The sequence below is a fragment of the Salinivibrio kushneri genome (genome assembly GCF_005280275.1).
Taxonomy (GTDB): Bacteria; Pseudomonadota; Gammaproteobacteria; order Enterobacterales; family Vibrionaceae; genus Salinivibrio; species Salinivibrio kushneri.
In genome coordinates, this window is the sequence record NZ_CP040022.1 from 139,659 (window position 1) to 166,590 (window position 26,932).

A 26,932-nucleotide genomic window follows, 5' to 3' on the forward strand; every position below is an offset into this window, starting at 1 on the left:
GCAGCCAGCACGACACAGACAGAGTGAGACAAAGGCGATACAGTCTAGCACTTTCTTACTCAATAAGCTTTACCCTAACTGGTATGACGTGGCGAGATGCCCACCTGCTGGGCAGCCTCACACAGCTGTTGGATCAGCGCGTCGACTTTTTCATTCCGCTCATTGCGCAAGGTATATAAGCCGACGTTACCTCTCTTACTCGGATGAGCACCCAACACTTTTACCCCCTGACTGGCCAGATACATCTGGGCTCGGCTGGTATAGGGCATCACCGCCTGAGTGTCGTGTAATAAGTCGATACCGGGACTGAGAGCATCAACATCAAACACCACTTGGTTGACGTGCGTCGTTGGGCTGATGGGGTTCGCTAGCAAATGCGCATGCCGGGCATGATCAGGCGTGACACGCATCAAAGGCCAATCACTTAGGCGCTGAGGGTCGATGCTGGCGGATGTGTCTGTGAGTAGCGGATGGTTGTCAGCCACATAATAACTTTCTGCGTCCTGAAACAAGGGCATAAAGCGCACTTGCTGGCTGGCGACCAGATCGTCAATTTCATGACCGATAAACACATCCACATCACCACTGAGCAGCGACGCCATTAATGCCAAACGGTTACCAAATTCAATATGGACGGCACACTGGCGATCCGCCTGATACTCAAGCACTGCCGGTTTAACAAACAAGGGCCACCACGCCTCACCGGTGCCAAGCTTTATTTGCCCCGCTTCACGCGCTTGCAAAGCATGAATCTGGGCATAAAGCCGTTGCCGCTCGGCGTGCAGTGCCGTGGCATGCTGATAATAAAGCTCTCCTGCTGCAGTCATACTGACGCCACGAGGGTGGCGAACCAACAGCGGACACGCGAAACGTTGCTCCAGCTTTTGGATCTGTGCCGTCAATGAGGGTTGGCTGATCCCTAACTGCAACGCGGCCGCTTTAATGCCACCCGCCTCAACCACCGCAATAAAGTAGCTGGCGACTTTTTCTACATCCATACCGCCCTCACTCACAATTTAATGGCTTACTTTATAGTCTATTAGAGATACACAATTCAATGATAACGCCTATTTTTAGTCCATTAGCACCTTACCTATAGTCAATCGGTTATATCAATAAGCGCCACGGCTATTTTTCTTGGCACCGCTCGCGCGCTAAGCTGTTGGCCACATCTCAAGCTAAGGCTTTGAGGATTTTTATTGTCGATAAGAGGTAATCGGTATGCAGAACGCTTGGTGGCATGATGCCGTTGTTTATCAAATCTACCCACGCAGTTTTTACGACACCAATGGTGATGGCATTGGCGATCTTAATGGGATTATCGAGAAACTCGATTACTTACATTGGCTCGGCGTCAATGTGTTATGGCTATCACCGGTGTACCAATCGCCGATGGATGACAATGGCTACGACATTTCCGATTACTGCGCGATCGCGCCTGAATTTGGCACCATGGAAGACATGACGCGCTTGATTGATAAAGCTGGCGCGCTTGGCATCAAAATCGTGATGGATTTGGTCGTCAACCACACCTCCGACGAACACCCTTGGTTCCAAGCTGCGCTTCAAGACAAAAACAGTCCCTATCGCGACTTTTACATTTGGCGCGATGCCAAACCCGATGGCAGTGCACCCGATGATCAAGGCTCAATTTTTGGTGGCAGTGCATGGCAATGGGAGCCAAACACCGAGCAATATTACTTTCACTTATTCTCCAAACGTCAGCCCGATCTGAACTGGGAAAACCCTGCCGTCCATGACGCCGTGTATACAATGATGAACTGGTGGATTGATAAAGGTATTGGCGGGTTCCGCCTTGATGTGATTGATTTTATTGGTAAAGAGATCGATAAAGGCATTACTGGCAACGGGCCGCGCCTTCACCCTCTGCTACAGGCAATGAATCGAGCCACATTTGGCGACAAAGACTTGCTCACCGTCGGCGAAACATGGGGCGCAACGCCGGAGATTGCCAAACTTTATAGCGCACCGGAACGCAATGAACTCTCCATGGTGTTCCAATTTGAACACATTACCGTCACCTGGAAAGACGGCGATAAATGGCAGCCCGTACCGCTGGATGTCGCCGCCCTCAAACAGGTACTGTTCAAATGGCAACAAGAGCTGGCCGATAGCGGTTGGAACTCACTATTTTGGAACAACCACGATTTGCCGCGTGCCGTATCCAAGTTTGGTCACGACGGCCAATACCGAACCCGCTCGGCAAAAATGCTCGCCACAACCTTGCACTTAATGAGAGGCACGCCCTATATCTACCAAGGGGAAGAGATTGCGATGACCAATGTCACCTTCCCGTCTATCGACGATTATCAAGACATCGAAACCCGCAATTTCTACGACTTGCGTGTTGCAGAAGGCGTTGATCCAGACACCATGATGGAGGCGGTCTACCAAAACAGTCGCGATAACGCTCGCACCCCGATGCAATGGGAGAACGCACCGCAGGCAGGCTTTACCCAAGGAACACCGTGGTTACCGGTTAATCCTAACTACACCACCATCAATGTGGCACGGGCAACTGAAAACAGTGGCTCGGTACTTTATCACTATCGTCAATTGATCAAGCTGCGCAAGCAATACCCAGTGATCGTACATGGCCAGTTTGCGCCTGTGGAAGAATCACACCCTAACGTGATGGCTTACGAACGCTTCGACGATACCCACCGTATTTTGGTGGTCAGCAACTTTAGCGAGCAAAAACAAACCATCACCCTCCCCGCACACTGGCACGATAAGGCCTTAACCTGCCTTAGTTACAACATGGATCCGGTCAAACAGTTAAGCACCACCTACAAACTAGCCCCTTACGAGTCGTTTGCGGTGATGCTGTAGCAAGGACGTTTAGTCGCCGATATCATCAATATAATAGGATCGCGCCTGCAGACAGCTGCAGGCGCCCAGCCACAGGCGACTCACCTCTCTTACACGCCATAAACCACGTCTACCGAGGGTATTAATACATATACCCAAGCCAATCCATATGGCCTGCTGGCCATGATTTGTCTTTCATCGGTTTTACATACAATTCATCGACATACTCGACCGCAACGCCATAGTTGGTATGTTCATGGATGCGTAGCCAAGAGGCATATGACTCGACAAGCTGAAAGCCATTAGCCACATAAAAATCGTGCAGCTCAGAGATGAGAACAATGAAATCAACGTCTTTATCGCTGGCATAGTCAGTCAGTTGCGCCAGCATACTCGAGCCTATCCCTTTTCTTTGCCAAGCGCTATCGATGCAAAAATCACTCACCCCTAATACTTTGTATACGTCGCCACCGACATTCACTGCCCTATAATCCAACCCCATATAACCAATCAGTTGATTATCTTGGTACTCCAATGCCCGCATGTGGAGAAGCTGCTTATAGTAAGAACGGGCAACTTGATGGTCAGGAAATGCCTTGTTTCTAAGCGCTTGAATAGCCTCATGCTGCGCGTTCGACACTTCGATTTCTGGGAGAATTTCCATGTTTAAGCTATTGATAATAAATCCATTTATTCAATTGTTAACCAGTTCGCCATACTAATAGGGTTCCAATCATCTTGTCTTATCGGTGATGGGCAAATGTGCTTTAGTTCACACAATAAAAATGGCGGCTTCTATGTAAAGTAAAAGCCGCCATTTCTTAACAACCTTCATTAGCGCTCGATGATAACCAGATCGATTACGCCCTTGGGTCCGGGATGGTTTTAAAGGTAGCGTCGAAAACCTTGTTGTCACCCTCAGAGAGCTTTAACTGATAACTAAGTGATTTTTCATAAAACTCTATAGCTTGGGCCCGTTCTCCTGTGATCAATAGTGAATGACTTAAGACCGCATTCGTGAATGCTTGAATCCAATTCGCGCCTTGTCCGTCAAAGTAGGAAAATGCCGTTTTCGCAAATTGAATACACAGAGGAGAATCATTGATACAAAGTGCTCTTGCTATCGCTAAATGGGCAAGTTCAATATTCTCTTGTGTTCCTACTTCTGATCAATGATACAGAGAGGAAAACGCAACAGTTAAAAGCCTTTTCTTCTCTTCTTGGCTCAGGTCTGACTCCGATAACGACCAAAATTCATTGTTGCTTTCAATTGCGAAGTATCGGTTAAATCGAGAGATTTCTTCACTATTTGGCTTTGCCATAAACATCCTTATTCATATAAATGATATAATTATAATCCACCCAGTGTTTAGAAATAGGTGGTAACAATATACACTCCATAGTTATTAATCACACTTCAGAAGCATATACACAAACTTCCCTTTCCTGCCCTTGTATACGATTCGATTCCCTACCTATGTATGTGATACCCAATTTTCAGCATCAGAAATACTATATGGATGGGGGATATTTGCGGTCATTTCCGATATTTTCTTTTCCCCAACCAGTTCGGCGACACGTTCCGCATCATTGAGAGAAAACGGCCTCAATATTAACCTGTCACTTTCAAACGTTTTTTGCACTATACACCCTTAAAAATGAGACGGAAAGCCATAAAAGGTCAAAGACGCATGATTTCTTAATGAAGTCGAATTGTTCGAATAGATGTAACCTAAATATTACTATTGAAATTCGTCACCCTGATTTTTTAAGGTTTTATGCCCAAATCTTGTACAAACTTCGTATCGATCGATTAAGTCCAACGATGCACCAACAGGACTGGCAGCACCACCAAAGAAACCGTCGAGAAAGGCCTTAAATTGTTCTTTTTTACTCTTCCCATATTTCGAAGGCTTTTTCTTTATGATTTCTTCATGTTCAGTTTCTTTCCCGCATTTATCACAAAACCGAGTGCTCACTTTATACCTCTGACCAACTGATAGATTTGGTTTAAATTACCATATAACGGCATAGAAAAGGTTGACCGATTTCAAAGTTAACGTAACATATTGAAGTGAGCTCTTATTTGCTCACTTCTTGGCTGCGCTCGCGCTGAAAAAGTGCCAGACGCAGCGCCTACCTATCTGCATTCGAGCTATTTACTTATAAATCAACGGGCTTGTTCAACACCCAAATAAGTGTCGGCTGCGCGACACTTATTTTTATTTGTTATAAAGAAATTTCCATCTGGACTAACGGCCACCTTTCTCCAAAAAAATCTTTAAACTTTGGAGCTTTGTCTACAGCTATAAATCCCAAAGATTTATAGCAATTATAGGCTGTTTTATTTTTGGCGAAAACCGCTAATGTCACGATTTGATACTGTTTTCGCTTTTTGATTTCTTCAAGTGATAAGGTTACCAAGGCTTTACCCACACCTTGACCTCGAAACTTAGGAGATACAGTAACTCGGCATAAACGCATTTCATTAAGGCTAACGTGTTGTAGTTCAATGAAACCAAGCACGTCACTGCCGCTAGATAACGTTAAGAACTCAATGTCCTTTTGATGGCTTCGCTTGATAATTTCAGAAGTCTCGATTGGCCAACTGAATACACGACCACCCCACAAAAGAGACTCCTCTCGACTGGAAAACCAACTGGAAATTTCTGGTGCATCATGAACTGAAAATTGTCTTAGATACAAAGTACATCCTTATACTTTTATACGTGAATCAATAATGCTTTATAACACCAAATTAAGGTGTGAACAACGCTAAACACCTACCTAAAGCACTGTGCCATAAACACTAAACTTGCTTGAAGTGAGAGCGCCGCGCGTTGTGAATCACCCTTAAATTTTTATTGTTTCAGAGTTGATGTCACTAGACCTGCGCTAACTAACATACCACCACTAAATCTGTTGAAGAACCTCTGCCCCTTTTCAGAAGATACATACCCTCGAACGCGTCCACCAAAATAGGCATAAAAACTTACGCTACAAAATGATATGAAAATGAAAGTCACAGCAAGAATTAGCATTTGCATACCTACATTGGGAGCTTCAGGAGAGATAAATAATGGTAGAAATGCCAGAAAGAATACTAAACCTTTAGGGTTTAACGCGGTCACCAAAAATGCATCTAGATACACTTTCCAAGCCTTTCTCATTGGCTTGATATCTGTTTTAGCCTCAGAAATCGGGCTGCACCATGCCTTAATACCAAGGTAAATAAAATAGACAACGCCAAGCCATTTAAGAATGCTAAAAGCAAGATATGATGTAGACAGAACTACACTAACGCCCAATAGTGAGCAAGCCAAAGCCACCACATCACCAGACAAAATGCCCAACATCATAGGAACTACAGACTTACGTCCATGAGCAAGACTAAGACCGATAACTAAAAGAACCGCCGGGCCTGGCGACAACACAAGTACCATTGAAGCCAACACAAAGGACATCCACGCCTCAATGTTCATTTATTTCTCCTTAAAACTAACGCCGCCAACAGGTGCCCATTTGTAGTGAGGCCGCAGCACAACGAAAAATGGGTCGCCCTACTTGGCATTGTTACAGGCTTTTGCTATACATTCACATTGTATTACAGATTCACACATTTGGTGATGTTATGAAAAACGAAATGCTGAGCACCCGAATTGACCACGACACCAAGTTAGCGTTTACTCACGTTTGCGAGAACATGGGACTTAGCCCCTCTCAAGCAATAAAGCTTTTTGCCAAAGCGGTCGTTAATTACGGCGGCATACCCTTTGAGCTTAAAGTCAAGCAACCCAATGCAGCAACAGCCTCAGCCATCTCCGAGCTCGAGTCCGGCAAGGCAAATACCGCCAGCAATATTGAAGAGCTATTCGAAGAATTCAATATCGGTAAGACCGACAATGCTTAAACTCGAGTACTCAAGCCAATTTAAAAAGGACTTCAAGAAAATAGCAAAACTTTCGATTCCCGATGTAGTTGAAGTCGGTCATGTCATTAAACAATTACAGCTCGGGGAAACACTACCGGAAAAATACGTTGATCATTCTTTGTCTGGAAACTGGCAGAATTATCGAGATTGCCACGTAAAACCGGATTTAGTTTTGATTTAAAAAGTCGATGACACTTCTCTCAAACTGGCTCGAATTGGCACCCATTCCGAACTATTTCGATAACGCCGCTCAGCACGCGCGGCTACGAAATGGAGGCGAAGCCGCAATGTAGTAGACGTCGCCGTGACTGGCCTGGTTATATTTTATTCAGACCTAGCTAAGACGTAACCATTTTCTCCCTTTACCTTCTTCGCTTTAAAGGCGAGTGTACCGCCCTTCTTTGACGGCCAAGCAGCCTTGAGATTTTCATCGGAAATGATCTCATTTATTCCACCTGATAGCTTTGTGGCCCGAAAAACGCACTCCCCAAATGCTTTTGGGTGCTTTTCTCCGGGCAAACCAACCAGAGTTACAAGGGTTTGACTCAGTGACAGACCTACTCCGAGATCAACGCCTGGCAAACGATAACGCTCATGAAGAGTTTCATTAACGATACTTCTTATATCATTTATCGAATTTTTGGCCGCACGATGAGCTGCATAAATAGCTTCGCTTTTGTCGCTAGAATCCACCTTAAATAATGCCAAAAGACCATCACCCAAATACTCTGTCACGCACCCTTCTTCAAATTTCACCGCTAGGCCTAAAGCTGGCAACAATGCAGATGTTTCATAGTAAACTCGTTGCAAACCTGAAACGTCTGCCTTCTTCTCGCTTAAAGCACACATCAGGTGATTGCTGGACTGACGCATATCTGCCACAAAAGCTATAAACTCATCAATTACGGTTTCACTATCTTGAACCAGTTCGTGGCCCGGGATTTTTGACGGCTCATGATCTTCAAAACTCTTAGAAAGTGCGTCTTCTACAATAGCTCGGTTTGCAGCCAATTTATGGCCGCCATTTTTCCAATGATACTCAGCCCTATTTAGAGCGTCGTTAACCGTGCTTCTTACCAGGACTTCTTGTGTAGGTGTCAGCATTACAGACTCACCTTAAATAGATGATATCCCCAGATCGCAGCTCCTAATGTTATCCATAGAAAAGCTAAAATCACACACTGCGACGCCCTCTTAGTTTTTATGTCCCTAATGTAGGTTGTTTTTATCTTTTCGAAAACAAGCTCTTTGATTATTTCTGTATCGTCATCCGGTAATATCTTAACAAAATCATCTACCGTATAATTAGAAAGAACTGGTCTATTTATGAACCTATCGGTGAACCTGAAATTAAAAAGGTCTCCTCCATGGAAGGCCCCCTTAGCCTTTTCGCCAGATACAGACATATATGGATTGGATATTGCGACCACCCCTAAAAACAACGTATAAAATGACATGAACCAGAGTGTCAAAATAAGCCCCAAACCAACCGTCATAAATTTTGACTCACTGGCTAAATTCATAGCAATTTCATAAACGTCGCTGAATACAGTGATTGGAAGTAGGACGATAGCAAACAAAAAGCCGAGCTTTACGTCCGTAGCTCGTATGATCGCTTGGGTATCAGACAGAGATTGGTATAGAAACTCAATCTTACGCACACTCATTATTTACCCCTAAAATATAACGCCCCAGCTCACCGGAATTTTGCGGCGCGAAGCAGAGCAAAATATCCGTGTGAAGCTGATTGTTATATGCCGACATCACTTAGTCCATGAATTGTATTGTCACGCCCTATTGTAATGATATGTAGTCCTGTGCTTTTCATTATTGGACGTTCACGCCACTGTTCAGCCAGTGAATCGAATTTTTCTGATTTTGGCACTGCAACAGCAAGTAAGTCAGAAGGAGAGGCATGCTCAACAGTTACTAACTGGCCTATTGCTTCTCTAATTAGCGGGTACTCTTGTGACGATTTACTTCGCTTTAAAGGCCCCTTTTTTGACTCAACACGCAATTTTTTGCCAATTTTGAGATCAGCAGCTAAATCACCTTCACCAGCGCTTGAGTGCACAATTATTGAAGCCTGGTATTTGATGTTAGAGTATTTTGCCTGCCAGCGATCATTTTGACTTGGACTCCACCAGCCGTTTTCATTCAGGAATTTTACTATTGGGAAATGCACTGTGTTACCAGTTTTTACTTGGGCACCATCGATAGCTGTTTTTATATCACCAACAACGTGGCCATTTTCAATTAGCGCGATTGCAAGCCTCAACGTGACTTCAGCTTCTGGCATTTTATCTTCCGGTAACACTTATCCTCCTTTAGGCATATAACGCCAAATTAAGGTGTGAACAACGCTAACCACCTACCTAAAGCATTGTGCTATAAACACTAAACTTGCTTGAAGTGAGAGCGCCGCGCGTTGTGAATCACCCTTAAATTTTATTGTTATGTTCGTAGCTTTTGTAGTCCTCGAATCGCCCTGTTAGTCGACTCTACCAAGTCAGCCCGTTTCAATTTTTCTCGAATTGCTAATGCTTCTATGAACTGTTGCTCTGCCAGTTTATAGTTGCCAACCTCAACGTTCAATTTACCCAAATGCTGCAAGCTAAAACTCAAAGAAAGCTCACAAGCAAAGTCCTGGCTTTTTAAGAATGCTTTTTCAGCGCCAATCATGTCACCTGAATATTGCAGAGCCATACCTGAAACATGGGTTGACCAGAACTTGTTCTTAACGCTAGACGTTGAAGTATGCACTTTGAAAGCTATCCGATAAGCTAACCTACAAAGCCCAATGATTCGTAAACAATCGGCTATCAAGAGAAGCTGCCATTCTAGCTTCTCTTTTTTGTTTGAAAGCTTGAATACGAGGGCTTTACACAGCTTTACAACAAGTTTCTGAAAAACGCCAGAAGTTACCCTGTCCCTTTGATATTCCACCATGTCCTCCAAGAACATAACGCACGCTTAAACTGTGAGCGAACGTGTACCAAAATTGGAGCGAAGCGAAAGTGGCGCGCGTTTGCGAATCAGATTTAAAGCGTTTTGTTATGTTCATGGCTCAAAATTCATGACAATTTCTTGGTCTGTCTTAGAGACCTGTTTAAAGCCAAACTTCTCGTATGAGGCGATAGCAGCATCATTGTTAACGTAAACCGTTAGTTCTAGCTTGCCTTCTAGCCTCGAGCTTAAAATTGAGCAAGCTTTCGACAACAGCTGTTGCCCTACCGATTTTCCACGAGCACTCGCTGACACATACATTTGAACCACTTCTAAAGAGTCACCACTATCGGTAGGAATTAAGCCACATAAACCAACAAGTTGACCATTTTCGAAAGCACCGATCATCACGTGAGTCTCACACTGTTCCTCCATAAGCTTTTCAAAGAACAATTTAGGAAGCTGAGACTGTTCTTCGTAGGATGAACCAAAGGACTCAGGGTACAACTTCAGACTTTCCAGTCGCAAATCACGATACATATGACTGTCTTTAGAACTCAATATTTTGCAACATACTTCCATGTTTCCTCGTGTGAACATAACGCCCAGCGAAGGGGCAACTTTGTAGCGCAGCGGAAAAGTTGTCCCGCTTGCGCTGCTTGTTAGCTTGATCAATATTTGGGTAAGAACCGTATTCCATACGGAGTTTCCTTCACTTCAAATGTAGTGCTCTCCAAAGGATTTTGTAGATATTGTCTATCAGTAGATAGTGCTGGGTAGCTGACCGGAAGATTTACGAGGCTTTCATATTCCTCAGGCTTTAAGGCAATCAATCGAGCTCTTTCTATATCTCGCTGAGGAAGTCTTTTAGGTATCGAATCCCTTAGCAGATCCGGAAGATTACTACGTAGTAAATCTGCATCCTCTTGATGATCAAGATTTTTTGAAATCCTTTCCATTGTTCTTCTAATCGATGCCAGTCGTACACTCCTTTCCTCTTCCGTAAGATTCGAGCTTTCTCGCTCTAATTTTCTTGTTTCAGCCAATACCCTTTTAATTTGTCCTGGGACACCCAAACGTCGCTGGAAATTAATAACACGGTCTTGAGGTACACCCGATTGCTTTACATCTTCGAAAACCTTCTCAGAAATTGCTCTGGCGTCTTTAACCAAATAGTCAATGCCAGATCTGAAAGAGCCATATCCAGCCACTCCCGCATAAATTATTCCTGCAGTCGCCAGCCAAACCTTTAGAGAGCCATCTTCAACAAATACGGCAAACTCTAGGTCTTGACTGTAGATTCCTTCTGCATACAGCGGAGCTTTATTCGATAGGTACTCCTTTAATCTAGACTTGCCAATTTCGTCTAGATTTATATCTAAGTGAATATAAGTCTCTGAGAGTTTACTCAATGTTCTTATCCTTGTATGAGCTCTGTGAAGCTAACGCCAGCCGTAACCGGCGCATTTGTAGTTAGCGCAGCGAACGGAAAATGCGTCCGAGTTAACGGCATTGTTAGCTTTCTTTATAGCCATCCAACCAATCCAATAACTGGATTCTATCGACTAGCGCCAAATCCCAGCTACTTCTTGCCTCTTGTTTGACAAATTTTCTCGCATCATCGGTAAAAGTAGACGTAGTTACAATGATTGCCTTGTTTGGACCGTCCATTGTATTCATAACGCCATACAGAGTGCGAACAACATCTACACTGATCTTATTCGATTCGGCGTAGCGCTTGCATTCAACAAAATATTTGTTCTTAATCCCAATTCCGTCAGTGTGAACAGCGATAATGTCTTTCCCACCATCACGTGTTCTTTTGGTGAGGTCAACTTCAAATCCTTTTGACCTAAATACCTCTGCTACGATTTCTTCAAATTGTCTCGTAGTTACTTCATCTAGCAGGTATTGGCTTTGCTTCAACGCCGAAATAAGTTCTGAAATTGACTCATGCAAATGGAATAAATCTTCCGCACTATATATTTCGCGGAGGTGTTCCATTTCCGGTTCACCAGTGGTTTGAGCGCCTGCTGTTTTATTTAATACAAAATTCAAGAACTCTATCGGATATTCAGATGCTTCAAAATGCAATGAAATTGATGAACTGCATTCAGGGCAATCAAATTCATACAAGATTTCATAAAGATTTTCAGCCCCCATCTGACGCTCTGACCCACCGAAACATTCGATAGAAAAATCGTCAATTGGAAATTCTCCAGTATCTCCACAGGTATCGCAGGTATAGCTAATGGTTCCTGAGAATTTCCACACTGAGGTTTTGTCTCCTTATGAAGCTAACATTGTATTAGCACGCACACTCGATTTTCCAAAATCGTTATACGCGGCTTTTCTTACCTAACTAACTGTTATAACTAACATTTATTGCTTTCAGGGTCTATCTCTTTGCCGAGAAAGTGTGCATGCCGCCTATCTCTGGTGGCACGTTCACATTATCACCACGCCTACTTGCCTAATCTATTGATTAGAATTACTTTTTTCTTTGATGTTCTGAGATAGTGTGAATGAACGACGACAAAGCGTGCACTCAAATGGCGTGCTTCCACGGATAAGCTGGTTATCCAGCTAGTATTTTCCACGCTACCGACGATCAGTTCTCGGTTCCTAACACACCTTTTCGTCAACGTTGTCAGGCTAGCTTATCAAAGCCATACTGATTTTTTCGTGCTTAATTGTCCAAAATGTTAGCGAAGGCAGATTTTGTGGGGCAATGGCTGGATCGGCAAAAAGCGCTGAAGGCATTCAAGTCCGTCACCCACAACAACCTGTAATCGCCGCGTACTATGTGCCCCCATTCTAGAAGGGTAAGGTAGCCAGTTATGCGATGGGAGGTTTATCACACAGTGTCTATGTGGAATATGACCGCAACTTATTTTGGCTATTCACTAATTATGGGATCTACGTGCTCTCTTCGCCGGTGTTAGGCAAGCCTTCCTTTGTACCGCCTAAGCAAGCCTGGCCACCTCGTCCTGCCGGTGTGTGTGATTCTCAATAAATGTCTTTCACATAACGGAGTAAGATATCGCCGGTTCGCCAGCGGCATCTTTCTGAGTTTAGAAGTCAGAAAAAACTGAGCATAACGCTTGCGAGAACCGGTAGAAGCATAGAAAGCTGAGCCCAGACAGTGTTAATCGTTTTTCTGAGAGTTAAAACAATCACTGTAAAAAGCCAAGCCCCTGCGGCAAGATAACCAAGGGCCTCCTCTAAGCCGCTGTAGTGTTGAACACGATAGAGTACCGTATGCAACTGAGCGTCAGCTGCGGTTGGTATGTTTTGTATTTCACTGCTTGCGATACCACCGTAATAGTGTGAAAAACCAATCAACACCAGTTGTACGGTCAGCAGGGTTATCGACAATGCTTTCATATTCTGGGACAAGACTTTATAACCATTTGTACATAACGTAACTATCAACAAGTCCCAGCCGTGCATGTTTATACGCCTTAGGGATGGTACCAACAATCGAAAATCCGAGTTTCTGCCAAAGCGTTACCGCCACCTCGTTGGTCGAGACTACGCTATTAAACTGCATCGCCTTAAACCCTCGTTCGAGCGCCATATCCTGCGAATGCTGGCAGAGTAGACGGGCTATTCCCTTCCCTCTTGCCTCACTCGCCACCATATATCCACAATTACAGATATGCTGGCTTGGCCCCATGCCATTCGGCTTGATGTAGTAAATCCCCAAAACGGCGTCATTTTCCACGTACGCGTACGCATTTAAGGTTGAGCCACACCAAAGTGAAAAAGCGTCTTGCTGCGTCATATCAGGATCCAAGGCATAGGTTTCTTGCGCTTGAATAATCGCCGAAAACGTCGGCCAGAATGACGCAAAGTCAGGTCGGGTAATTTCTCTGATCATGGCTCCCCCTTAGAGGCCTCTTCAGTTGGCTCAGACGATAGCATCGACTCATGATGGTGCATTTATACCATCTTATCCAAGATATTAATAAAAAAGCTTTTTTTTATTAAACGGACAAGTATAGAGATAAAATCCATGCTTGCCGTCGCCAAGTCAACGCATTGCAGATGTGATCTAAACACACTTTTTCTTCCCCCTATACATTCCCTCTTGTAGACTACGCGCGCGTTGACTATCGACTGATAAGAAAATTGATTTATGCCTGCGATTACACCGGCCTTTAAAGTGATAGACGGTTTCTCTCTCTGTGCCACTGACACAGAGCGCCTTGATGTATTCTTTACCTACCTGCGTGAGGGTGCGCCCGAGTTAGCAGAGTTGCGTCTTGAGCAGCTTGTCTTAGCGTTAGCCAACTCCCCCTCCCAAGCCGCGCTCTTTGCCAATAGCGTGTGCAATGAAGCCAAGAAAATAAAGCTATCGCCGGCGTTTGTTCAGCTGGGGATTTTCTCTAAAAACGGCCTTGTGACTGACATCTTTCGTCGGCTTTATAATAAAGTGAATCCGCCGCCTAAACGCTGCAACGACATCAATGATCTGCTCAGTTACTTTGTCGGTGGAGAAGATAAAGCGTGGGTAAAGGCCATCTCTCATAAGTGCTGGTTTAAGCTATACCGTCTACTAGTCAAAAACGCCGCCCCGGAAGCCATCCGCTCAACCGGAGCTTATATAAAAAGCGAGTTGTGTTATTCGCTAGAAATGCTGTCTATCTGGATCGCCGCCGAGGAGCTTGATCCTGAGCTACTTCGGATCGATCGCCGTTTGAGTGAGGTCGATTCACCGTTCATTGCATTGCAGCGTGAAACCCATCAACTCGTTAATGCGATTAGATACGATACGTTGGACCCCAAAGACAGGGCACATTTTTGGGTGATGATTGAGCAATGCCAGCAGCAGGTCAAGCGGATTCGAGCCCGTGGTATCAACCAAATGGGCTTCTCCGCGCACGCTTCACGTATGCTTGAGCGCTTGGATCAAACATTAAACCGCATGGTGCTGTTGATCCAAATTCTTGATTTTCGTCACCCGCATCAGAAGGCGCGCTGTGTATTCAACCTCTGGCGGCAATTGCTTATTTCGGTGACGGAACGCAACAGTGTGCGCGCGATTTATCGCAAAAGTACCCGCACGTTTGCTCAGAGTGTGACACAAAACAAAAGCAATCACGGCGAGCACTATATCGCCAAAACCAAAAAAGATTACTTTAAGATCCTGCGCGGCGCTTGCGGGGCTGGAGTGATTATTGCCCTGTTAGCATGGGTAAAAATGTATATCGAGACCTTGCAATTGTCACCACTTAATAATGCATTGCTGGTCAGTTTAAACTACGGTGTCGGCTTTATGCTGGTGCATATTTTACACTTTACCATTGCTACCAAACAGCCGGCGATGACAGCCGCAAACTTTGCCGCGCACGTAGAAAAGAACAAAATGGGGCGTACGCGCAGCAAAAAACTCGCGCGCCTGCTGATTAATGTAAACCGCTCTCAATGGTTTGCGGTATGGGGAAACATTACCGCCGCAATTACCGTGAGTGTGCTGGTGAGCCTGGTGTTTAGCCACTTTTATCACAGCCCGCTACTCAGCAGTGGGCAAGCGGCCTATCAAACCTCAGCCATTCATCCGATCCATGGTTTAGCCTGGCTTTACGCTGCTATCGCCGGGGTCTGGCTGTTTTTGTCGGGTATTATTACCGGCATTCTTGATAATCGGGCGGACTACATTGAGCTCAAAGATCGCTTAATCGGCCATCCATTATTCCGCGCAATCTCGCTTCAACGACGAGAGCGGATAGCACTGTACATCCATCAAAACTATGGTGCATTAGGCGGTAACTTTATTTTTGGTGTGCTTTTAGGCATGACAAGCTACGTCGGCTATCTTATTGATGTTCCGCTTGATATTCGCCACGTGGCCTTTTCTTCTGCCCACGCTGCCTATGCGCATATGAGCGATTACTCGTCGTGGTTGTCTGTCTTATCCAGCCTGTTTTTTGTGTTGATGATTGGCTTTATTAATCTGTGGGTCAGCTTTGGTCTCGCATTATTCGTTGCGCTGCGCTCGCGTAACTGTGAGTTGGATATGAAGTCGGTAAGAACCGCGGTACTGACACAAATAAAACAACATCCTTCTAGCCTATTTTGGCCTAAAGACCCAGCGCCTATGGCCAAACCGCAAGGTGCAGGTCAACGCCGTGCGCCATAAAACCTAACGCGTTTGTCGCTGGCCAACGGATGGCCAGTGAGCGTTAATGACTAAAGCGTCTCTTTTGGCCCACTTGGGCTGGCGCTGTTTCAACGCACCAACCCGCTTCACCTTGGCACAATACCCGCCACAATGTGAGCAGGGTTCACATTTTTGCAGACAGGTTTATTCATTAATAATGCGGTCAATCTCTCATAAATAAATAGTCATTTATTCTGTAAAGAATAATGGTCACTCATTAGTAACTAACCAGACACCCCGACAAAATAACAGAATCAGCCTAATTTTTATCTGATTGATGTTTGAAACACGCCTATGACGTAATCTCCTGTTTACACGATAAATTGTAACGAGCTTGTAAAGCACTCTATTGATAGGCCACGTTAAAGATGCGAACCGACATGGTCGCCTTCCTATTGTGCAGTTGGGAAGAAAGGAATCTTTCAACAACAATTAGGGCAATAAAATGAAACTCTCTAGATTAACTTGGCTTATAGCCTCTAGCGTTGTCGCTAGTACTCCGGCAATGAGTGCCGAACTGGTTAATATCACTGATGATGCCATGCTAAGTCAGGTATTAGATCAACCCGCTGGCGTTTACGCGCCATCAGGTTCACAAGCCAACCCACTAGGGTTTAAAGAAGTGAAGCGCGTCACTTTGCCAAATGGCAAAGTCAAAGTGCGTTATCAGCAAACCTATCAAGGCGTACCCGTTATTGATACCGCTGTCGTTGCGACAGAAAAACAAGGTCAGCGTAGCGACGTCTACGGCACGATGGCGCAAGGTGTCGCGAACGATATCACCTCTGTCTCACCCGCGCTCAACAGCCAATCTGCCTTAGAAGCCGCTAAAGCCGCTTTCACACAGAACCAGCAAACCCTCACCGCAGCGCCATTTGAAAACGAGAATACACGTTTGGTCGTCAAACTAGACGATGAGCAAAACGCGCAGCTCGTCTACATCGTCGATTTCTTTATCGCTGGAGACGATCCAAGCCGTCCTTTTTATATGATTGATGCCGATACAGGTGAGATCTTGAAGCACTGGGATGGTATTAACCATGCTGCTGCCGTTGGAACAGGCCCTGGTGGGAACGAAAAAACGGGCCAATATATTTATGGCACGGACTATGATGGCTTGCCTATCGATAAAACCGGGACCACGTGTACGTTAGAGAACGACAAAGTGAAAACGGTCGATTTAGAGAACGGGACAACAGGCAGCACTGCCTTCACCTACCCGTGTACAGATAGCAGCAACTACAACGACGAAAGGTATGTTAATGGCGCTTATTCTGCACTGAACGATGCGCACTATTTCGGTAACGTTGTTTTTGACATGTACCAAGATTGGATGAACACCGCACCTCTGACGTTCCAGCTCACTATGCGCGTGCACTACGGCAACGATTACGAAAACGCATTCTGGAATGGTCGCTCAATGACATTCGGGGATGGTAAATCAACCTTCTACCCACTCGTCGACATCAATGTGAGCGCCCACGAAGTCAGCCATGGTTTTACTGAGCAAAACTCTGGCCTTATCTATGCTGATATGTCAGGCGGGATCAACGAGGCATTTTCTGATATTGCCGGTGAAGCTGCTGAATACTACATGCATGATGAAGTCGATTGGGTGGTCGGTGCCGACATCTTTAAAGGCTCTGGTGGGCTGCGCTATTTTGACCAACCCTCACGCGATGGCAAATCCATTGATGATGCCAGCCAATACCGTGACGGTATGAATGTGCACTATTCTAGCGGTGTATATAACCGTGCTTTCTATCTCCTCGCTAACAAAGCGAACTGGGATGTTCGCAAAGGTTTTGAAGTATTCACCACCGCGAACCAACTATATTGGACCGCCAGCAGCACATTCGACCAAGGTGCGTGCGGCGTAGTCAAAGCCACGCAAGACCTAGCTTACAATGCGCAAGACGTGATCGATGCATTCAATACTGTAGGCGTCGATGCCAGTTGTGGTGACAACGGTGGAAACGTGCTCCAGCCCAACCAGCCCGTTACCGGTTTAAGTGGTGGGAGTGGTAGTGAAACCTTCTTTACATTCACTGTCGACAGCAGCCGCAACGTCAATGTCGTGATGAGTGGTGGTACGGGTGATGCCGACCTTTATGTAAAAGCAGGCAGCCAACCTACTACTAATAACTGGGACTGTCGTCCTTATAACTACGGCAACGATGAAACCTGTCGTATCAGTGCTCAAAAAGGTACCGAGTACCACGTTATGGTGCGAGGCTATCGGAGCTACGCTAACGTCAGCCTTGAGCGTGATTAATCACTCCCTGACGAGCCGCTGTTAAAACAGCGGCTTTTTTGCCTACCCAAAAGCCAAAAACAGCTAGGTTTATAGACAAAATCAGACGTCACCTTTTTCTTTCCGGCGAGTCACCGTCTTCCCCTCCTCTGGCCAGACCAGAAAATTGTTTATTTTCATCACATTATGACGATAAAAAATCGATATTATTCAGCAAGCCAACGATCACTGCACCCACCTATTTTTATCTCGTCTACGCTTATAAGAACGATGAATAAATTGGAGACGTTATGCTCAAGCATCTGTTCACTATCATTTTCTCAGCCCTCTTTCTTGCATTACCAGCGCGAGCGGATGTCCTCACTATGCCATCACTCGAGTGGCCACCTTATTCTGGCAAAAATTTGCCGGATCAGGGCGCATCAGTGGCGGTGGTGCGTGCGGCGGTGCAAGCCATGGGGCACGAGCTTAACGTCGAGTTTTACCCGTGGTCACGCACCGTGTATTTGGTCAAGAATGATGCGCAGTACGCTGGCTATTTCCCAGAATATCATTACGAGACAGACGAACTGGTTTTCTCTGACCCCATAGGTACTGGTCCGCTCGGGTTCGTTGAAAACGTCAACCAGCCTATCGAATGGTCGACCCTTGATGATCTGACTCAGCATACCATTGGCGTGGTTCGAGGGTATGTCAACACGCCAGAGTTAGATGAGCGTATTGCCAACGGCACACTTAAATCGTCTGCGGTCACCAGTGATACGCAAAACTTGCAAAAGGTGGGACGAGCACGGATCCCGCTAGCCGTGGTGGATGCTAATGTGCTGGACTATCTCAAAGAGAATGATCCTGCCCTTAGTGCCGTTAAAGCCAATCTACAAATGAACAAAAAGCTCTTGGTTGATAAAAAACTCTATATTGCGTTTGCCGACAATGCCGAAGGGCAAAAATGGCGTGACATCGTTAATCAAGGGCTCAAGAAAATCGACATTGAACAGATAATGAAACAACACCTGGGTGAATAATGAACACTCGAGGGGAAAGTGACCGCAGTCAGGTCGCATGGCAATGTAAATAGAAGAGTAGCGCTATGTTTAAGAGTCTAAAAGCAATATTTGTCACTCAAGTGGTTATTGCTGTTTCTGTGGTATTAGGGATATCAAGCTATATTGATTACCAAAATACTAAACAGGAACTGAATAGCGCGCTTGAAACCACCGTGGACAATGCCACCAACCGCATGAATCTCAGTTTGCCCAAAGCCATTTGGGACTTCGACCTGGAAGCGGCCAAACTCTCGATTTCTGCCGAATTAAAAGCCCCCGATATCAAGGCGGTCCGAATACTGGATAATCAAGGGTCTGCCATCGTCTTTCTGCGCCTCGGGCCACCCAATGATGAGGGACAACGCCAGCCGAAAGACATTGGCGACGGCGAAAAGTCGATGTACGAATCCATGCCCAACGAAGAAAGTGAGCTTTCATTTACCGAGTATGGTGAAACCAACAAAGTGGGGACTCTGCAGGTATTTTATAACACAGACAGATTAGAGGCGGAGTTATCCGATACCCTCACCCGAAGCCTGATTGAGCTGCTAGTGCTCGATCTTGTGATGATTGTGTTCCTGATTTTGGCATTGACCGCCACCGTGGTTAAACCACTCAATGATTTAACGTTGCGCGTGCGAGAACTCGCCAGTGGGGATGGCGATCTCTCCACCGTGATCCCAGCCCCGAAATACAAAGAATTCGCCCAGATCACTGAGCATATTAACCACTTTACCGCTTCGTTGCGTGAAATCGTCAATGAAGTGACCCAAGCTTCTATCAACCTCGCTGAAGTCTCGGCAGAGAGTGGGCAAATGGCACGCACTAACGCGGAACGCTTGGAGCAACAGAAACAAAGTCTCTCGACGGTTGCCGCCGCCGCTACGCAGATGAATCAATCTATTGCCACCGTCGCTGATACAGCAAACGATGCGGCGACTCGTGCTGCAGGTGCCACGGATCTGGTTAACCAAGTGTATGGGACGATTGAGAGTTCAGCCTCTGAAATCATTAATATGCGTTCAGAGATGGAGAATGTGAATGCTGAAATGCATAAACTGCTCGAGGAAGGTGAAAAGATTTCTGATGTCGTCAACGTTATCAACGATATCTCTGAACAAACCAACCTCTTGGCGCTGAATGCGGCGATTGAGGCGGCGCGCGCTGGCGAGCAAGGCCGAGGCTTTGCGGTGGTGGCTGACGAAGTGCGCAGTCTTTCAGTCAAAACCAGTGAATCTACCGAGCAAATTCAATCCAACATCAAATCCTTGAGTGAGGCCACTGAATCGGTAGAAAAAGAGATCAAACGCATTGGTAGTATCTTAGAAAATACCGCCGGACGCGTGTCTGAATCACAAGAATCAGTCAGTCAAGTGCGCGAAACCATCACGGATATTTCCGAGCGTAGCGGACAAATTTCGCAAGCCACTGATGAGCAACGTCAAGCCATTGATGAAGTCAGTCAAGCAATCAATGAGGCCTCAGAGGCAACCAATTACGTCACTGAAGGTGCGCAAGAAAACGCCGCACGCACCGACAAAGTGCTTACCCTGAGTGAAGACATCAAAGTACAAATGGAGAAATTTAAAACCTAATCAAAGGCATAATAACAAGGAGAAGACATGCAAAAGCTGGTTATCGTTAGTTTGGCAATACTCTTACTGGTGCCTAGCACAATGGCGAGAACGCTAACAGCGGCGCAAGATCCGTGGCCACCCTTTGTGACCACGGATCCTGACAGGCCAGGTATTTCTATCGAGCTTGTCAAAGCAGCGATGGCTACCCAAGGCTATGAAGTCGACTTTAAAAATATGCCATGGGCGCGTGCGCTTGATGCCGTTCGCAATGGCAGTATCGACTTATTGCCAGCCACTTGGCATACCGACGCACGCACTCAGTATCTGCGTTACAGCAACCCTTATATGAGCAACCAGCTCGCCTTTATTAAACGTGTTGATGACAACTTTCAGTTCTCTGATTTAAATGATCTAGAGGGCAAAGTGGTCGGGGTTGTACGGGGTTATGGCTACGGCGATGCATTTTTAAATGCGACGCATTTTGATAAACCTGCGGCCAACAACTTAACGACTAATTTGAAAAAGCTGCTCGCCAGCCGTATTGATCTGACCTTGGAAGATAAGATCGTCGCCCAATCAGTGATGCAAGAAGAAGGGATTGATAGTCACCAGTTTGCCTTTACTGACCAAGCGCTTTCAACCAATCCTTTATATGTCACCAGTGGCAAAGCTAACCCCGACAGCCAGATGTTTATCAATGCCTACAACAAAGGGCTAGAGACGATTAAAGCAAATGGCACCTTTGAAAAAATCCTGAAAAAATACGGTGTTGATTAATATTTTGATGATCGAAAAAGAGGTGTCATTGCACCTCTTTGTCACCGAACGAGTAAAGCCGGTCCGCTATTTTATATAAGCATCCAAGACAGCTTGTAGTTTTCCAGATTCACGCATCGACTCAAATCCGGCATCCAGCGTGGCTTTTATTTCCATGGCTTCTGGGTGCTCACGCGAGATCATCATGTGAAACTTATCACCACTGTTTCCCGGAATAGGCTCAGCTTGCATACCGCCGGCGAGATAATCCGTGCCTTTGGCCACTTTAAATCCAGCCAGTATTTCATATCGCGCTAAGAATACATCACAGCGCCCTGCTTCCGTTTTTTGCACGAGCTGATCAAAGCTTTTCGCTGATTTTCTCACCTTGCTATCGTCAACGCCAAAGCCCGTATAATTGTAACCAAGCAAGCCACACATTCTTAGACCGTTTAAATCGTCCATTGTGCTTATGTTCAAACCATTAGGATATTGGCTGGTTGAATATATGTAACTCGGCTGCAGTGTGTAGTAATAGTTGGTGAGAATAAAGTCTTTATCACGCTCTTCACTGTAGGAGGCACTAAGCGCGATATCATAATTGCCCGCTTTCGTCTGCAGCACACACCGCTTCCAAGGTGGCATTGCCACCGAAACATCGACCCCTTCCTTACCGAATATCGCGTTTAGGACGTCAACGTCGTACCCTTGAACTTGTCCGCCTTTTTCGAAAGTATACGGTGGCCAACCCGCCCCATCCCCACAGGCTTTAAGTGATGATGTGTCTAACGCGAGGGCTGGTGAAGATAGCAGCGCAGCACCAGTAAGGGCTGTCGCAGCGAAGGCTGTCGCAGTGAAAGCTGTCGCAGCGAGGCCTGCTGCAGAACGTGTCGCTTTTTTCATAGTGAACTCCTTTTAGGAAAACTCACCTTAAGTATTGATGATATTCACTATAACGCGACCTGAATCACTGTGTTTTTTTAGGATTTATGATTACCACTTCACCAGGCTTTAGCCCCTTACGCACGCGCCCTTGCTGTGTAAGCGATACCAGCCGTGTTCTCACCTCACCCGCGTCAAGCACCTTCACATAGTTAAGTTGTCCAATTTGATAATACGCATTGCTCGGTAGATAAAGCACTGGCTCGGCTTTTTGTGACACGGTCACTTTTGCAAACATTCCTGGTAGCAAAGTATCACTCGCCTCCGTGTTTGGCAGTGTCACGGCAACACGATAACTGCGTGACGTGGCATCGGCAGCCGGTGTCACAGTGCGCACCACGCCCGCAAGGGTTTTATCATAGGTCGGGAGCGTAACCGTTAACGATTGACCGATGTCGACATAGGGTAACGCAGATTCCGCCACATTGACCGTCGCTTCGATACTTTCAGGGTTGTACAGGGATAGCAGCGCCGCACCCGGTGTCGCCGTATTCCCTTGGTTGATGATTTTATCGGTGATCAGCCCTGAAAACGGCGCGCGCACCAGACTAAAGCCAAATTGGGTTTCAGCCTCATCCACCGCAGCAAGGGCACGACGGTATTCAGACTGCGCAGTTTTTAAGCGATTCTCCGCCTCATCGAATTGAGATTGTGGCACCAGCTTTTTCGCCAACAAGGTCTCCATGCGGCGGTAGTCACTGCGCGCGGTATTCAATTGCGATTGCGCCGAGGCCAAGGCTTGTTGCACTTGGCGAACTTTGGCACTGAGATCGGCATTATCCAAACGCAGCAACACATCCCCTTGCTCAACGCGGTCTCCGACATCAACCAGCACTTCCGCAACGGTTGCGGTCATTCGCGCCGCTAAGGTTGCCGTCTGTCTTGCCTCCAACTGGCCGGAAAAAATGCGGGTTTGTGGCTGTTCGACCGCCTCAAGCGTTAGCGTTTCAACGTTGTCCGGTGTCTCGTTCAATGTCGAGACGGGCGCGACATTCGAGGTAAACACCCCAGCCATCACCAAAAACAACACCAATAGCCCAGTGCCTAGCACCAGTGCGAGTACGCCTTTTTTTGCCTTCATGCATGCTCTCCTTCTACTGATAGGCCGTGGGTGGGATGATTTTGATACGCAAGGTTGTACACCACGGGCACAACCAGCAAGGTAAACACGGTAGACGCGGCAATACCGAAAATAATCGCCCAGGCTAACCCATTAAAAATCGGGTCGAGGGTGATAATCACATTCCCCAATAAGGTGGTGCCGGCGGTCAGCAAAATGGGCCGCATTCGCACTGCGCCCGCTTGTACTAAGGCTTCACTCAGCGCCATACCTTGAGCGAGTGACTGTTGAATAAACTCAATCAATACCAGTGAGTTGCGTACCACAATCCCCGCCAGTGCAATCATGCCAATCATCGCGGTAGCGGTGAACAGCGCCGGATTTGGATAGCCGCTGATTTGACCGCTCAAACCATTGAGCAACCAAAAGCCTGGCATGATGCCAATCACAGTCAGTGGAATTGCAAGCATAATAATGCCTGACACCGCCGGTAGCCCGGTTTGTATCAGCATCACTATAAAGACGCCCAGCAGTGCCGCACCATAGGCAATCCCCAGATCACGGAAGACATCAATGGTGATCTTCCACTCTCCTTCACCACTCCATACCACCTCGATACCCTCATCAACTTGCCAGCCATCACCCGCGCCATTATCCAGATAACTACGCGCGGATAGCGGGCGAGTACTGTCCGACTCAGGTTGGTTAAAATCAGCCATCATATCGGCGACTACCTCGCCCGGTACCCGTCCAGTGGGTTCGGCATACACATACACGACGGGGCGTAAATTCTTATGATAAATAGGCTGATCAACCGGTTGCCGCTCAAAATGGCCGAGTTCACTCAACGCGACCAGCGGCTGCGGCGCATCCACCAAGGCACCTTGAACCGATTGTTTCGCCACCCCTGCGCGACCACGTACATGCAGTGCGAGCAACGCATCAAGCTGATCACGGGCGTCCGCTGCAAGTTGCAATGTGACGGGCAAAGGATCCATTTCATCGGCGTCGGCCAAATGGGCCAGTGTAACCCCTTGGTTTGCGGCCCTGAGCGCTTGGTTAATATCGGCCACCGCAACACCTGACAAAGCGGCTTTTTCTTGGTCTACGACAAACTGCCAGCTCGATAGAGGCCCTTGAACACTGGTGCTCACTTCTGACACCAAGGCTTCACGCTTTAATCGCTCGGCTACCTGCGTCGCTTGCGCTTGCAGGGTTGAATAGGGCGTGCTTGGTGAGCCATACACTTCGGCGACAATGGTTGCCAGCACAGGCGGCCCTGGTGGCATTTCCACTAATTGCACCTCGGCATCATATTTTGCTGCGATGGCTTCTAACTCATCACGCATGCGTGTCACCAAGCCATGTGATTGCAACGTGCGCCGGTGCTTATCCACCAGCACTACCCGCAGTTCACCTTGGTAAGGCGCATGACGAGTAAAGTAATGGCGCACCATGCCATTAAAATCCATCGGTGAAGCGAGCCCGGCAAAGCCGGATACCGATACCACCTCGGCTTGCGTTTGTAGATAACCGTTCATCTCTCGCAGCGCATTGGAGGTATCGACATGATTGGCGGTTTCCGGCAAATCCAGCACCACCTGAAACTCGTTTTTATTGTCATACGGCAACAGCTTAAGCGGTACGAGGCGCAACGCAGGCAGCAGAGCGGCGATGACAAACAACACGCCCACTATCCATAAAAACGCTTTGGCGCGACGATTGTTTTCCAACAATGGCAGCAACACGCGCCGATAGCCACGGTACAGCGGCGTGGTCTCAAGGCGATAGTCATCGCCTTTATTGGACGCGCGGACAATTTTTTTGGCCAGCCAAGGGGTGACTAAAAACGCTACCAAGGTACTGATCACCACACTGACCGGCACATTGAATGCCAGCGGTGCCATATATGGCCCCATCATGCCGGTGATAAAAAACATCGGGGTGAACACAATCACAATCGCCACGGTCGACATGATCAATGCGCGTTTGATTTCCAACATCGCCAGCACAATCGTGCGGCCACGCGGCTTATTATCATGGGTCAGGTGCCGTTCAATGTTGTCGATACTGGCAATCGGATCATCAACAATCAGCCCTAGCGCCAAGATTAACGCAAACAAGGTGACGCGGTTAATTGAGTAGCCAAAGGCTAAATCCAGCCCTAATGCCGCGCCATAACTGATTGGGATCGCAATCGCCACCACTAAGGCGCTGCGCCAGTTTAAAAACAAGCCGACAAAGACCACCACGGTGAGCACCGCAATACCGAGGCTGGACACCAAGTTTTTCACTTTGGCATCGGCGGTTTGGCCGTAATTGCGAATGATTTCGACGCTTACGCCCTCGGGAAATTGCGTGGCGACCAAATGATTGAGCGTGGCGGTGACATCCTCGGCCACGGTTACCGCGTTGGCGCCTTTTTGCTTCGCCACCGAGAGAAACACCGCTGGATACGGCTGGCTATCATCGGTCGATTGGATCCACGTGTCTGTGGTGGGCTCTTGCGCGCCGTCCGATAACTTGGCCACATCCTGCAGGTACACAGGTTTACCATTCACCACCGCCACCACTAAATGGCGTATCTCCTCAAGGCTTTGATACCACTGGCCGGTTTTTAGTAAATAGCGCTCACCCTGATGCTGAATATCGCCAATATCACGCTTTTGATGGCTCAACGAAAAGGCATTAGTGAGATCAGATACGCTGATCTGATAGCTAGCCATGGCGGCAGGGTCGAGCGTGACCAACACCTGACGCGGCACGCCGCCCACTACCTTCACCGCATTGGTTTCGGGAAGGGCTTTAAGATCCAAGGTCGCCTGCTCGGCAATACGGCGCAGCGCATAATGGTCGAGCTGGTCAGGTTTGTCGCTACGCAGCGCCGCAATCACAATCGGCACATCATCAATTTCCACAGGCTTAATCGCCCACTCGCTCACGGCAGCTGGGATCGCGTCTTGATTGGCATAGAGCTTGTTATACAGTTTCACCAAGGCAGACTCGCGATCTTCGCCAACGTAAAAGCGCACCGTGACCAGCGCGGAACCGGCTTGGGTGGTGGAATACACATACTCCACCCCATCAATTTGGCTGACTTTTTTCTCCAGAGGCTGCGTCACCTGCTTCGCCACTTGCGGGGCACTCAAACCGGGCGCTTGCACCACTATATCCGCCATGGGGACGACAATTTGCGGATCTTCTTCTTTGGGAGTGAGCCACAGTGCTGCCGCCCCCACCAGCAGCGCGAGCACAATGAGGATGGGCGGGAAGAAGCTGTTCATCACTCGGGTGATCAGCTGACCTTGTGGCTGAGCATCTCGCATATTCGATCCTTTAGCTGATGACAGTAACGACAAGAGAACGACAGATAAAAAGGGTGACTGTTAATTAACCTAGCGCATCAACTGGCAATGAATGTG

Annotated in this window: 25 protein-coding genes and 1 pseudogene; 8 read left to right on the forward strand and 18 right to left on the reverse strand. The window is 47.0% G+C overall.

Translation table 11 applies throughout. The features are described from left to right. Positions 1-74: 74 nt before the first annotated feature. Complete coding sequence (locus FCN78_RS13735) at positions 75-998, reverse strand: LysR family transcriptional regulator (RefSeq protein WP_077659249.1); 924 nt, start codon at positions 996-998, stop codon at positions 75-77. 223 nt (positions 999-1,221) lie between these two features. Between FCN78_RS13735 and FCN78_RS13740 the strand changes: the two genes are divergently transcribed. Then, the gene (locus tag FCN78_RS13740; RefSeq protein ID WP_077659250.1) at positions 1,222-2,853 is read left to right on the forward strand and encodes a glycoside hydrolase family 13 protein; all 1,632 of its coding nucleotides are present in this window, start codon (positions 1,222-1,224) and stop codon (positions 2,851-2,853) included. Between the two features lie 121 nt (positions 2,854-2,974). On the opposite strand, the gene FCN78_RS13745 is transcribed toward FCN78_RS13740, so the two are convergent. The 5 genes and pseudogenes from FCN78_RS13745 to FCN78_RS13770 form a co-directional block, all read right to left on the reverse strand. Next, positions 2,975-3,496, reverse strand: coding sequence for a GNAT family N-acetyltransferase (locus FCN78_RS13745; RefSeq protein WP_077659251.1), 522 nt, complete (start codon positions 3,494-3,496; stop codon positions 2,975-2,977). An 823-nt stretch (positions 3,497-4,319) separates the two neighbouring features. Next, a pseudogene (locus FCN78_RS16040) lies at positions 4,320-4,475 on the reverse strand (GNAT family N-acetyltransferase); the annotation flags it as partial. Positions 4,476-4,574: 99 nt separating this feature from the next. Continuing rightward, on the reverse strand, positions 4,575-4,811 hold the full coding sequence (locus tag FCN78_RS13760; RefSeq protein WP_077659252.1) for a hypothetical protein: 237 nt from the start codon (positions 4,809-4,811) through the stop codon (positions 4,575-4,577). 250 nt (positions 4,812-5,061) lie between these two features. Continuing rightward, a complete protein-coding gene (locus tag FCN78_RS13765; RefSeq protein ID WP_077659253.1) occupies positions 5,062-5,538 on the reverse strand; it encodes a GNAT family N-acetyltransferase in 477 nt (158 codons plus the stop codon). A gap of 155 nt (positions 5,539-5,693) precedes the next feature. Next, on the reverse strand, positions 5,694-6,314 hold the full coding sequence (locus tag FCN78_RS13770) for a LysE family translocator (protein ID WP_077659254.1): 621 nt from the start codon (positions 6,312-6,314) through the stop codon (positions 5,694-5,696). A gap of 149 nt (positions 6,315-6,463) precedes the next feature. Here FCN78_RS13770 and FCN78_RS13775 point away from each other — a divergent pair, with 149 nt between their 5' ends. Together FCN78_RS13775 and FCN78_RS13780 are read left to right on the forward strand one after the other, a co-directional pair. Continuing rightward, entirely contained in the window at positions 6,464-6,742 is a 279-nt protein-coding gene (locus tag FCN78_RS13775) for a type II toxin-antitoxin system RelB/DinJ family antitoxin (protein ID WP_077458086.1), read from the forward strand. Then, on the forward strand, positions 6,735-6,944 hold the full coding sequence (locus tag FCN78_RS13780) for a type II toxin-antitoxin system RelE/ParE family toxin (RefSeq protein WP_077651115.1): 210 nt from the start codon (positions 6,735-6,737) through the stop codon (positions 6,942-6,944). Before FCN78_RS13775 ends, FCN78_RS13780 begins: the two co-directional genes overlap by 8 nt. 143 nt (positions 6,945-7,087) lie before the next feature. Here the strand turns inward: FCN78_RS13780 and FCN78_RS13785 are convergent, their stop codons facing one another. The 9 genes from FCN78_RS13785 to FCN78_RS13830 all read right to left on the reverse strand — a co-directional run bounded on the left by FCN78_RS13785 (position 7,088) and on the right by FCN78_RS13830 (position 13,592). Next, on the reverse strand, positions 7,088-7,867 hold the full coding sequence (locus FCN78_RS13785) for an adenylate/guanylate cyclase (protein WP_077659255.1): 780 nt from the start codon (positions 7,865-7,867) through the stop codon (positions 7,088-7,090). Further along, complete coding sequence (locus FCN78_RS13790; protein WP_077659256.1) at positions 7,867-8,430, reverse strand: hypothetical protein; 564 nt, start codon at positions 8,428-8,430, stop codon at positions 7,867-7,869. Before FCN78_RS13790 ends, FCN78_RS13785 begins: the two co-directional genes overlap by 1 nt. A gap of 83 nt (positions 8,431-8,513) precedes the next feature. Further along, on the reverse strand, positions 8,514-9,080 hold the full coding sequence (locus tag FCN78_RS13795; protein WP_077659257.1) for a hypothetical protein: 567 nt from the start codon (positions 9,078-9,080) through the stop codon (positions 8,514-8,516). A gap of 137 nt (positions 9,081-9,217) precedes the next feature. Next, positions 9,218-9,727, reverse strand: a complete 510-nt coding sequence (locus FCN78_RS13800; protein ID WP_137317909.1) for a hypothetical protein — start codon at positions 9,725-9,727, stop codon at positions 9,218-9,220. Between the two features lie 96 nt (positions 9,728-9,823). Beyond that, positions 9,824-10,291, reverse strand: coding sequence for a GNAT family N-acetyltransferase (locus FCN78_RS13805; protein ID WP_077659811.1), 468 nt, complete (start codon positions 10,289-10,291; stop codon positions 9,824-9,826). An 89-nt stretch (positions 10,292-10,380) separates the two neighbouring features. After that, positions 10,381-11,121: a hypothetical protein gene (locus FCN78_RS13810; protein ID WP_077659810.1), complete on the reverse strand. Its 741-nt coding sequence runs from the start codon at positions 11,119-11,121 to the stop codon at positions 10,381-10,383. A gap of 103 nt (positions 11,122-11,224) precedes the next feature. Next, positions 11,225-11,983 (reverse strand): restriction endonuclease, encoded by a 759-nt coding sequence (locus FCN78_RS13815; protein ID WP_077659821.1) that lies wholly within the window; start codon positions 11,981-11,983, stop codon positions 11,225-11,227. A gap of 807 nt (positions 11,984-12,790) precedes the next feature. Next, complete coding sequence (locus FCN78_RS13825; RefSeq protein ID WP_137317910.1) at positions 12,791-13,162, reverse strand: hypothetical protein; 372 nt, start codon at positions 13,160-13,162, stop codon at positions 12,791-12,793. Continuing rightward, positions 13,113-13,592 (reverse strand): GNAT family N-acetyltransferase, encoded by a 480-nt coding sequence (locus FCN78_RS13830; RefSeq protein WP_077650144.1) that lies wholly within the window; start codon positions 13,590-13,592, stop codon positions 13,113-13,115. The genes FCN78_RS13825 and FCN78_RS13830 overlap by 50 nt, the downstream gene beginning before the upstream one ends. A gap of 258 nt (positions 13,593-13,850) precedes the next feature. On the opposite strand from FCN78_RS13830, the gene FCN78_RS13835 reads away from it, so the two are divergent. The 5 genes from FCN78_RS13835 to FCN78_RS13855 all read left to right on the forward strand — a co-directional run bounded on the left by FCN78_RS13835 (position 13,851) and on the right by FCN78_RS13855 (position 21,529). Beyond that, positions 13,851-15,854: a hypothetical protein gene (locus FCN78_RS13835; RefSeq protein ID WP_077659018.1), complete on the forward strand. Its 2,004-nt coding sequence runs from the start codon at positions 13,851-13,853 to the stop codon at positions 15,852-15,854. Positions 15,855-16,320: 466 nt separating this feature from the next. Beyond that, complete coding sequence (locus FCN78_RS13840) at positions 16,321-18,150, forward strand: M4 family metallopeptidase (RefSeq protein WP_077659017.1); 1,830 nt, start codon at positions 16,321-16,323, stop codon at positions 18,148-18,150. Between the two features lie 269 nt (positions 18,151-18,419). Next, positions 18,420-19,154, forward strand: coding sequence for a substrate-binding periplasmic protein (locus FCN78_RS13845; protein ID WP_077659016.1), 735 nt, complete (start codon positions 18,420-18,422; stop codon positions 19,152-19,154). 65 nt (positions 19,155-19,219) lie between these two features. Next, positions 19,220-20,770, forward strand: coding sequence for a methyl-accepting chemotaxis protein (locus tag FCN78_RS13850; protein WP_077459568.1), 1,551 nt, complete (start codon positions 19,220-19,222; stop codon positions 20,768-20,770). 27 nt (positions 20,771-20,797) lie between these two features. Continuing rightward, positions 20,798-21,529 (forward strand): substrate-binding periplasmic protein, encoded by a 732-nt coding sequence (locus tag FCN78_RS13855; protein WP_077599423.1) that lies wholly within the window; start codon positions 20,798-20,800, stop codon positions 21,527-21,529. A 66-nt stretch (positions 21,530-21,595) separates the two neighbouring features. Here FCN78_RS13855 and FCN78_RS13860 read toward each other — a convergent pair whose 3' ends face one another. From FCN78_RS13860 to FCN78_RS13870, 3 genes are all read right to left on the reverse strand, one after another. Beyond that, positions 21,596-22,411: a substrate-binding periplasmic protein gene (locus tag FCN78_RS13860; protein WP_077659015.1), complete on the reverse strand. Its 816-nt coding sequence runs from the start codon at positions 22,409-22,411 to the stop codon at positions 21,596-21,598. 64 nt (positions 22,412-22,475) lie between these two features. Beyond that, the gene (locus tag FCN78_RS13865) at positions 22,476-23,531 is read right to left on the reverse strand and encodes an efflux RND transporter periplasmic adaptor subunit (RefSeq protein ID WP_077659014.1); all 1,056 of its coding nucleotides are present in this window, start codon (positions 23,529-23,531) and stop codon (positions 22,476-22,478) included. Further along, entirely contained in the window at positions 23,528-26,836 is a 3,309-nt protein-coding gene (locus FCN78_RS13870) for an efflux RND transporter permease subunit (protein WP_077659013.1), read from the reverse strand. Before FCN78_RS13870 ends, FCN78_RS13865 begins: the two co-directional genes overlap by 4 nt. Between the last annotated feature and the right edge of the window lie 96 nt (positions 26,837-26,932).

Bases quoted from the DNA above. Each gene is read 5' to 3' on its own strand.
- FCN78_RS13735 (WP_077659249.1), bottom strand. From the start codon at position 998: ATGGATGTAGAAAAAGTCGCCAGCTACTTTATTGCGGTGGTTGAGGCG.
- FCN78_RS13740 (WP_077659250.1), top strand. From the start codon at position 1,222: ATGCAGAACGCTTGGTGGCATGATGCCGTTGTTTATCAAATCTACCCA.
- FCN78_RS13745 (WP_077659251.1), bottom strand. From the start codon at position 3,496: ATGGAAATTCTCCCAGAAATCGAAGTGTCGAACGCGCAGCATGAGGCT.
- FCN78_RS13770 (WP_077659254.1), bottom strand. From the start codon at position 6,314: ATGAACATTGAGGCGTGGATGTCCTTTGTGTTGGCTTCAATGGTACTT.
- FCN78_RS13775 (WP_077458086.1), top strand. From the start codon at position 6,464: ATGAAAAACGAAATGCTGAGCACCCGAATTGACCACGACACCAAGTTA.
- FCN78_RS13780 (WP_077651115.1), top strand. From the start codon at position 6,735: ATGCTTAAACTCGAGTACTCAAGCCAATTTAAAAAGGACTTCAAGAAA.
- FCN78_RS13785 (WP_077659255.1), bottom strand. From the start codon at position 7,867: ATGCTGACACCTACACAAGAAGTCCTGGTAAGAAGCACGGTTAACGAC.
- FCN78_RS13790 (WP_077659256.1), bottom strand. From the start codon at position 8,430: ATGAGTGTGCGTAAGATTGAGTTTCTATACCAATCTCTGTCTGATACC.
- FCN78_RS13800 (WP_137317909.1), bottom strand. From the start codon at position 9,727: ATGTTCTTGGAGGACATGGTGGAATATCAAAGGGACAGGGTAACTTCT.
- FCN78_RS13805 (WP_077659811.1), bottom strand. From the start codon at position 10,291: ATGGAAGTATGTTGCAAAATATTGAGTTCTAAAGACAGTCATATGTAT.
- FCN78_RS13825 (WP_137317910.1), bottom strand. From the start codon at position 13,162: ATGCACGGCTGGGACTTGTTGATAGTTACGTTATGTACAAATGGTTAT.
- FCN78_RS13830 (WP_077650144.1), bottom strand. From the start codon at position 13,592: ATGATCAGAGAAATTACCCGACCTGACTTTGCGTCATTCTGGCCGACG.
- FCN78_RS13835 (WP_077659018.1), top strand. From the start codon at position 13,851: ATGCCTGCGATTACACCGGCCTTTAAAGTGATAGACGGTTTCTCTCTC.
- FCN78_RS13840 (WP_077659017.1), top strand. From the start codon at position 16,321: ATGAAACTCTCTAGATTAACTTGGCTTATAGCCTCTAGCGTTGTCGCT.
- FCN78_RS13845 (WP_077659016.1), top strand. From the start codon at position 18,420: ATGCTCAAGCATCTGTTCACTATCATTTTCTCAGCCCTCTTTCTTGCA.
- FCN78_RS13850 (WP_077459568.1), top strand. From the start codon at position 19,220: ATGTTTAAGAGTCTAAAAGCAATATTTGTCACTCAAGTGGTTATTGCT.
- FCN78_RS13855 (WP_077599423.1), top strand. From the start codon at position 20,798: ATGCAAAAGCTGGTTATCGTTAGTTTGGCAATACTCTTACTGGTGCCT.
- FCN78_RS13860 (WP_077659015.1), bottom strand. From the start codon at position 22,411: ATGAAAAAAGCGACACGTTCTGCAGCAGGCCTCGCTGCGACAGCTTTC.
- FCN78_RS13865 (WP_077659014.1), bottom strand. From the start codon at position 23,531: ATGAAGGCAAAAAAAGGCGTACTCGCACTGGTGCTAGGCACTGGGCTA.
- FCN78_RS13870 (WP_077659013.1), bottom strand. From the start codon at position 26,836: ATGCGAGATGCTCAGCCACAAGGTCAGCTGATCACCCGAGTGATGAAC.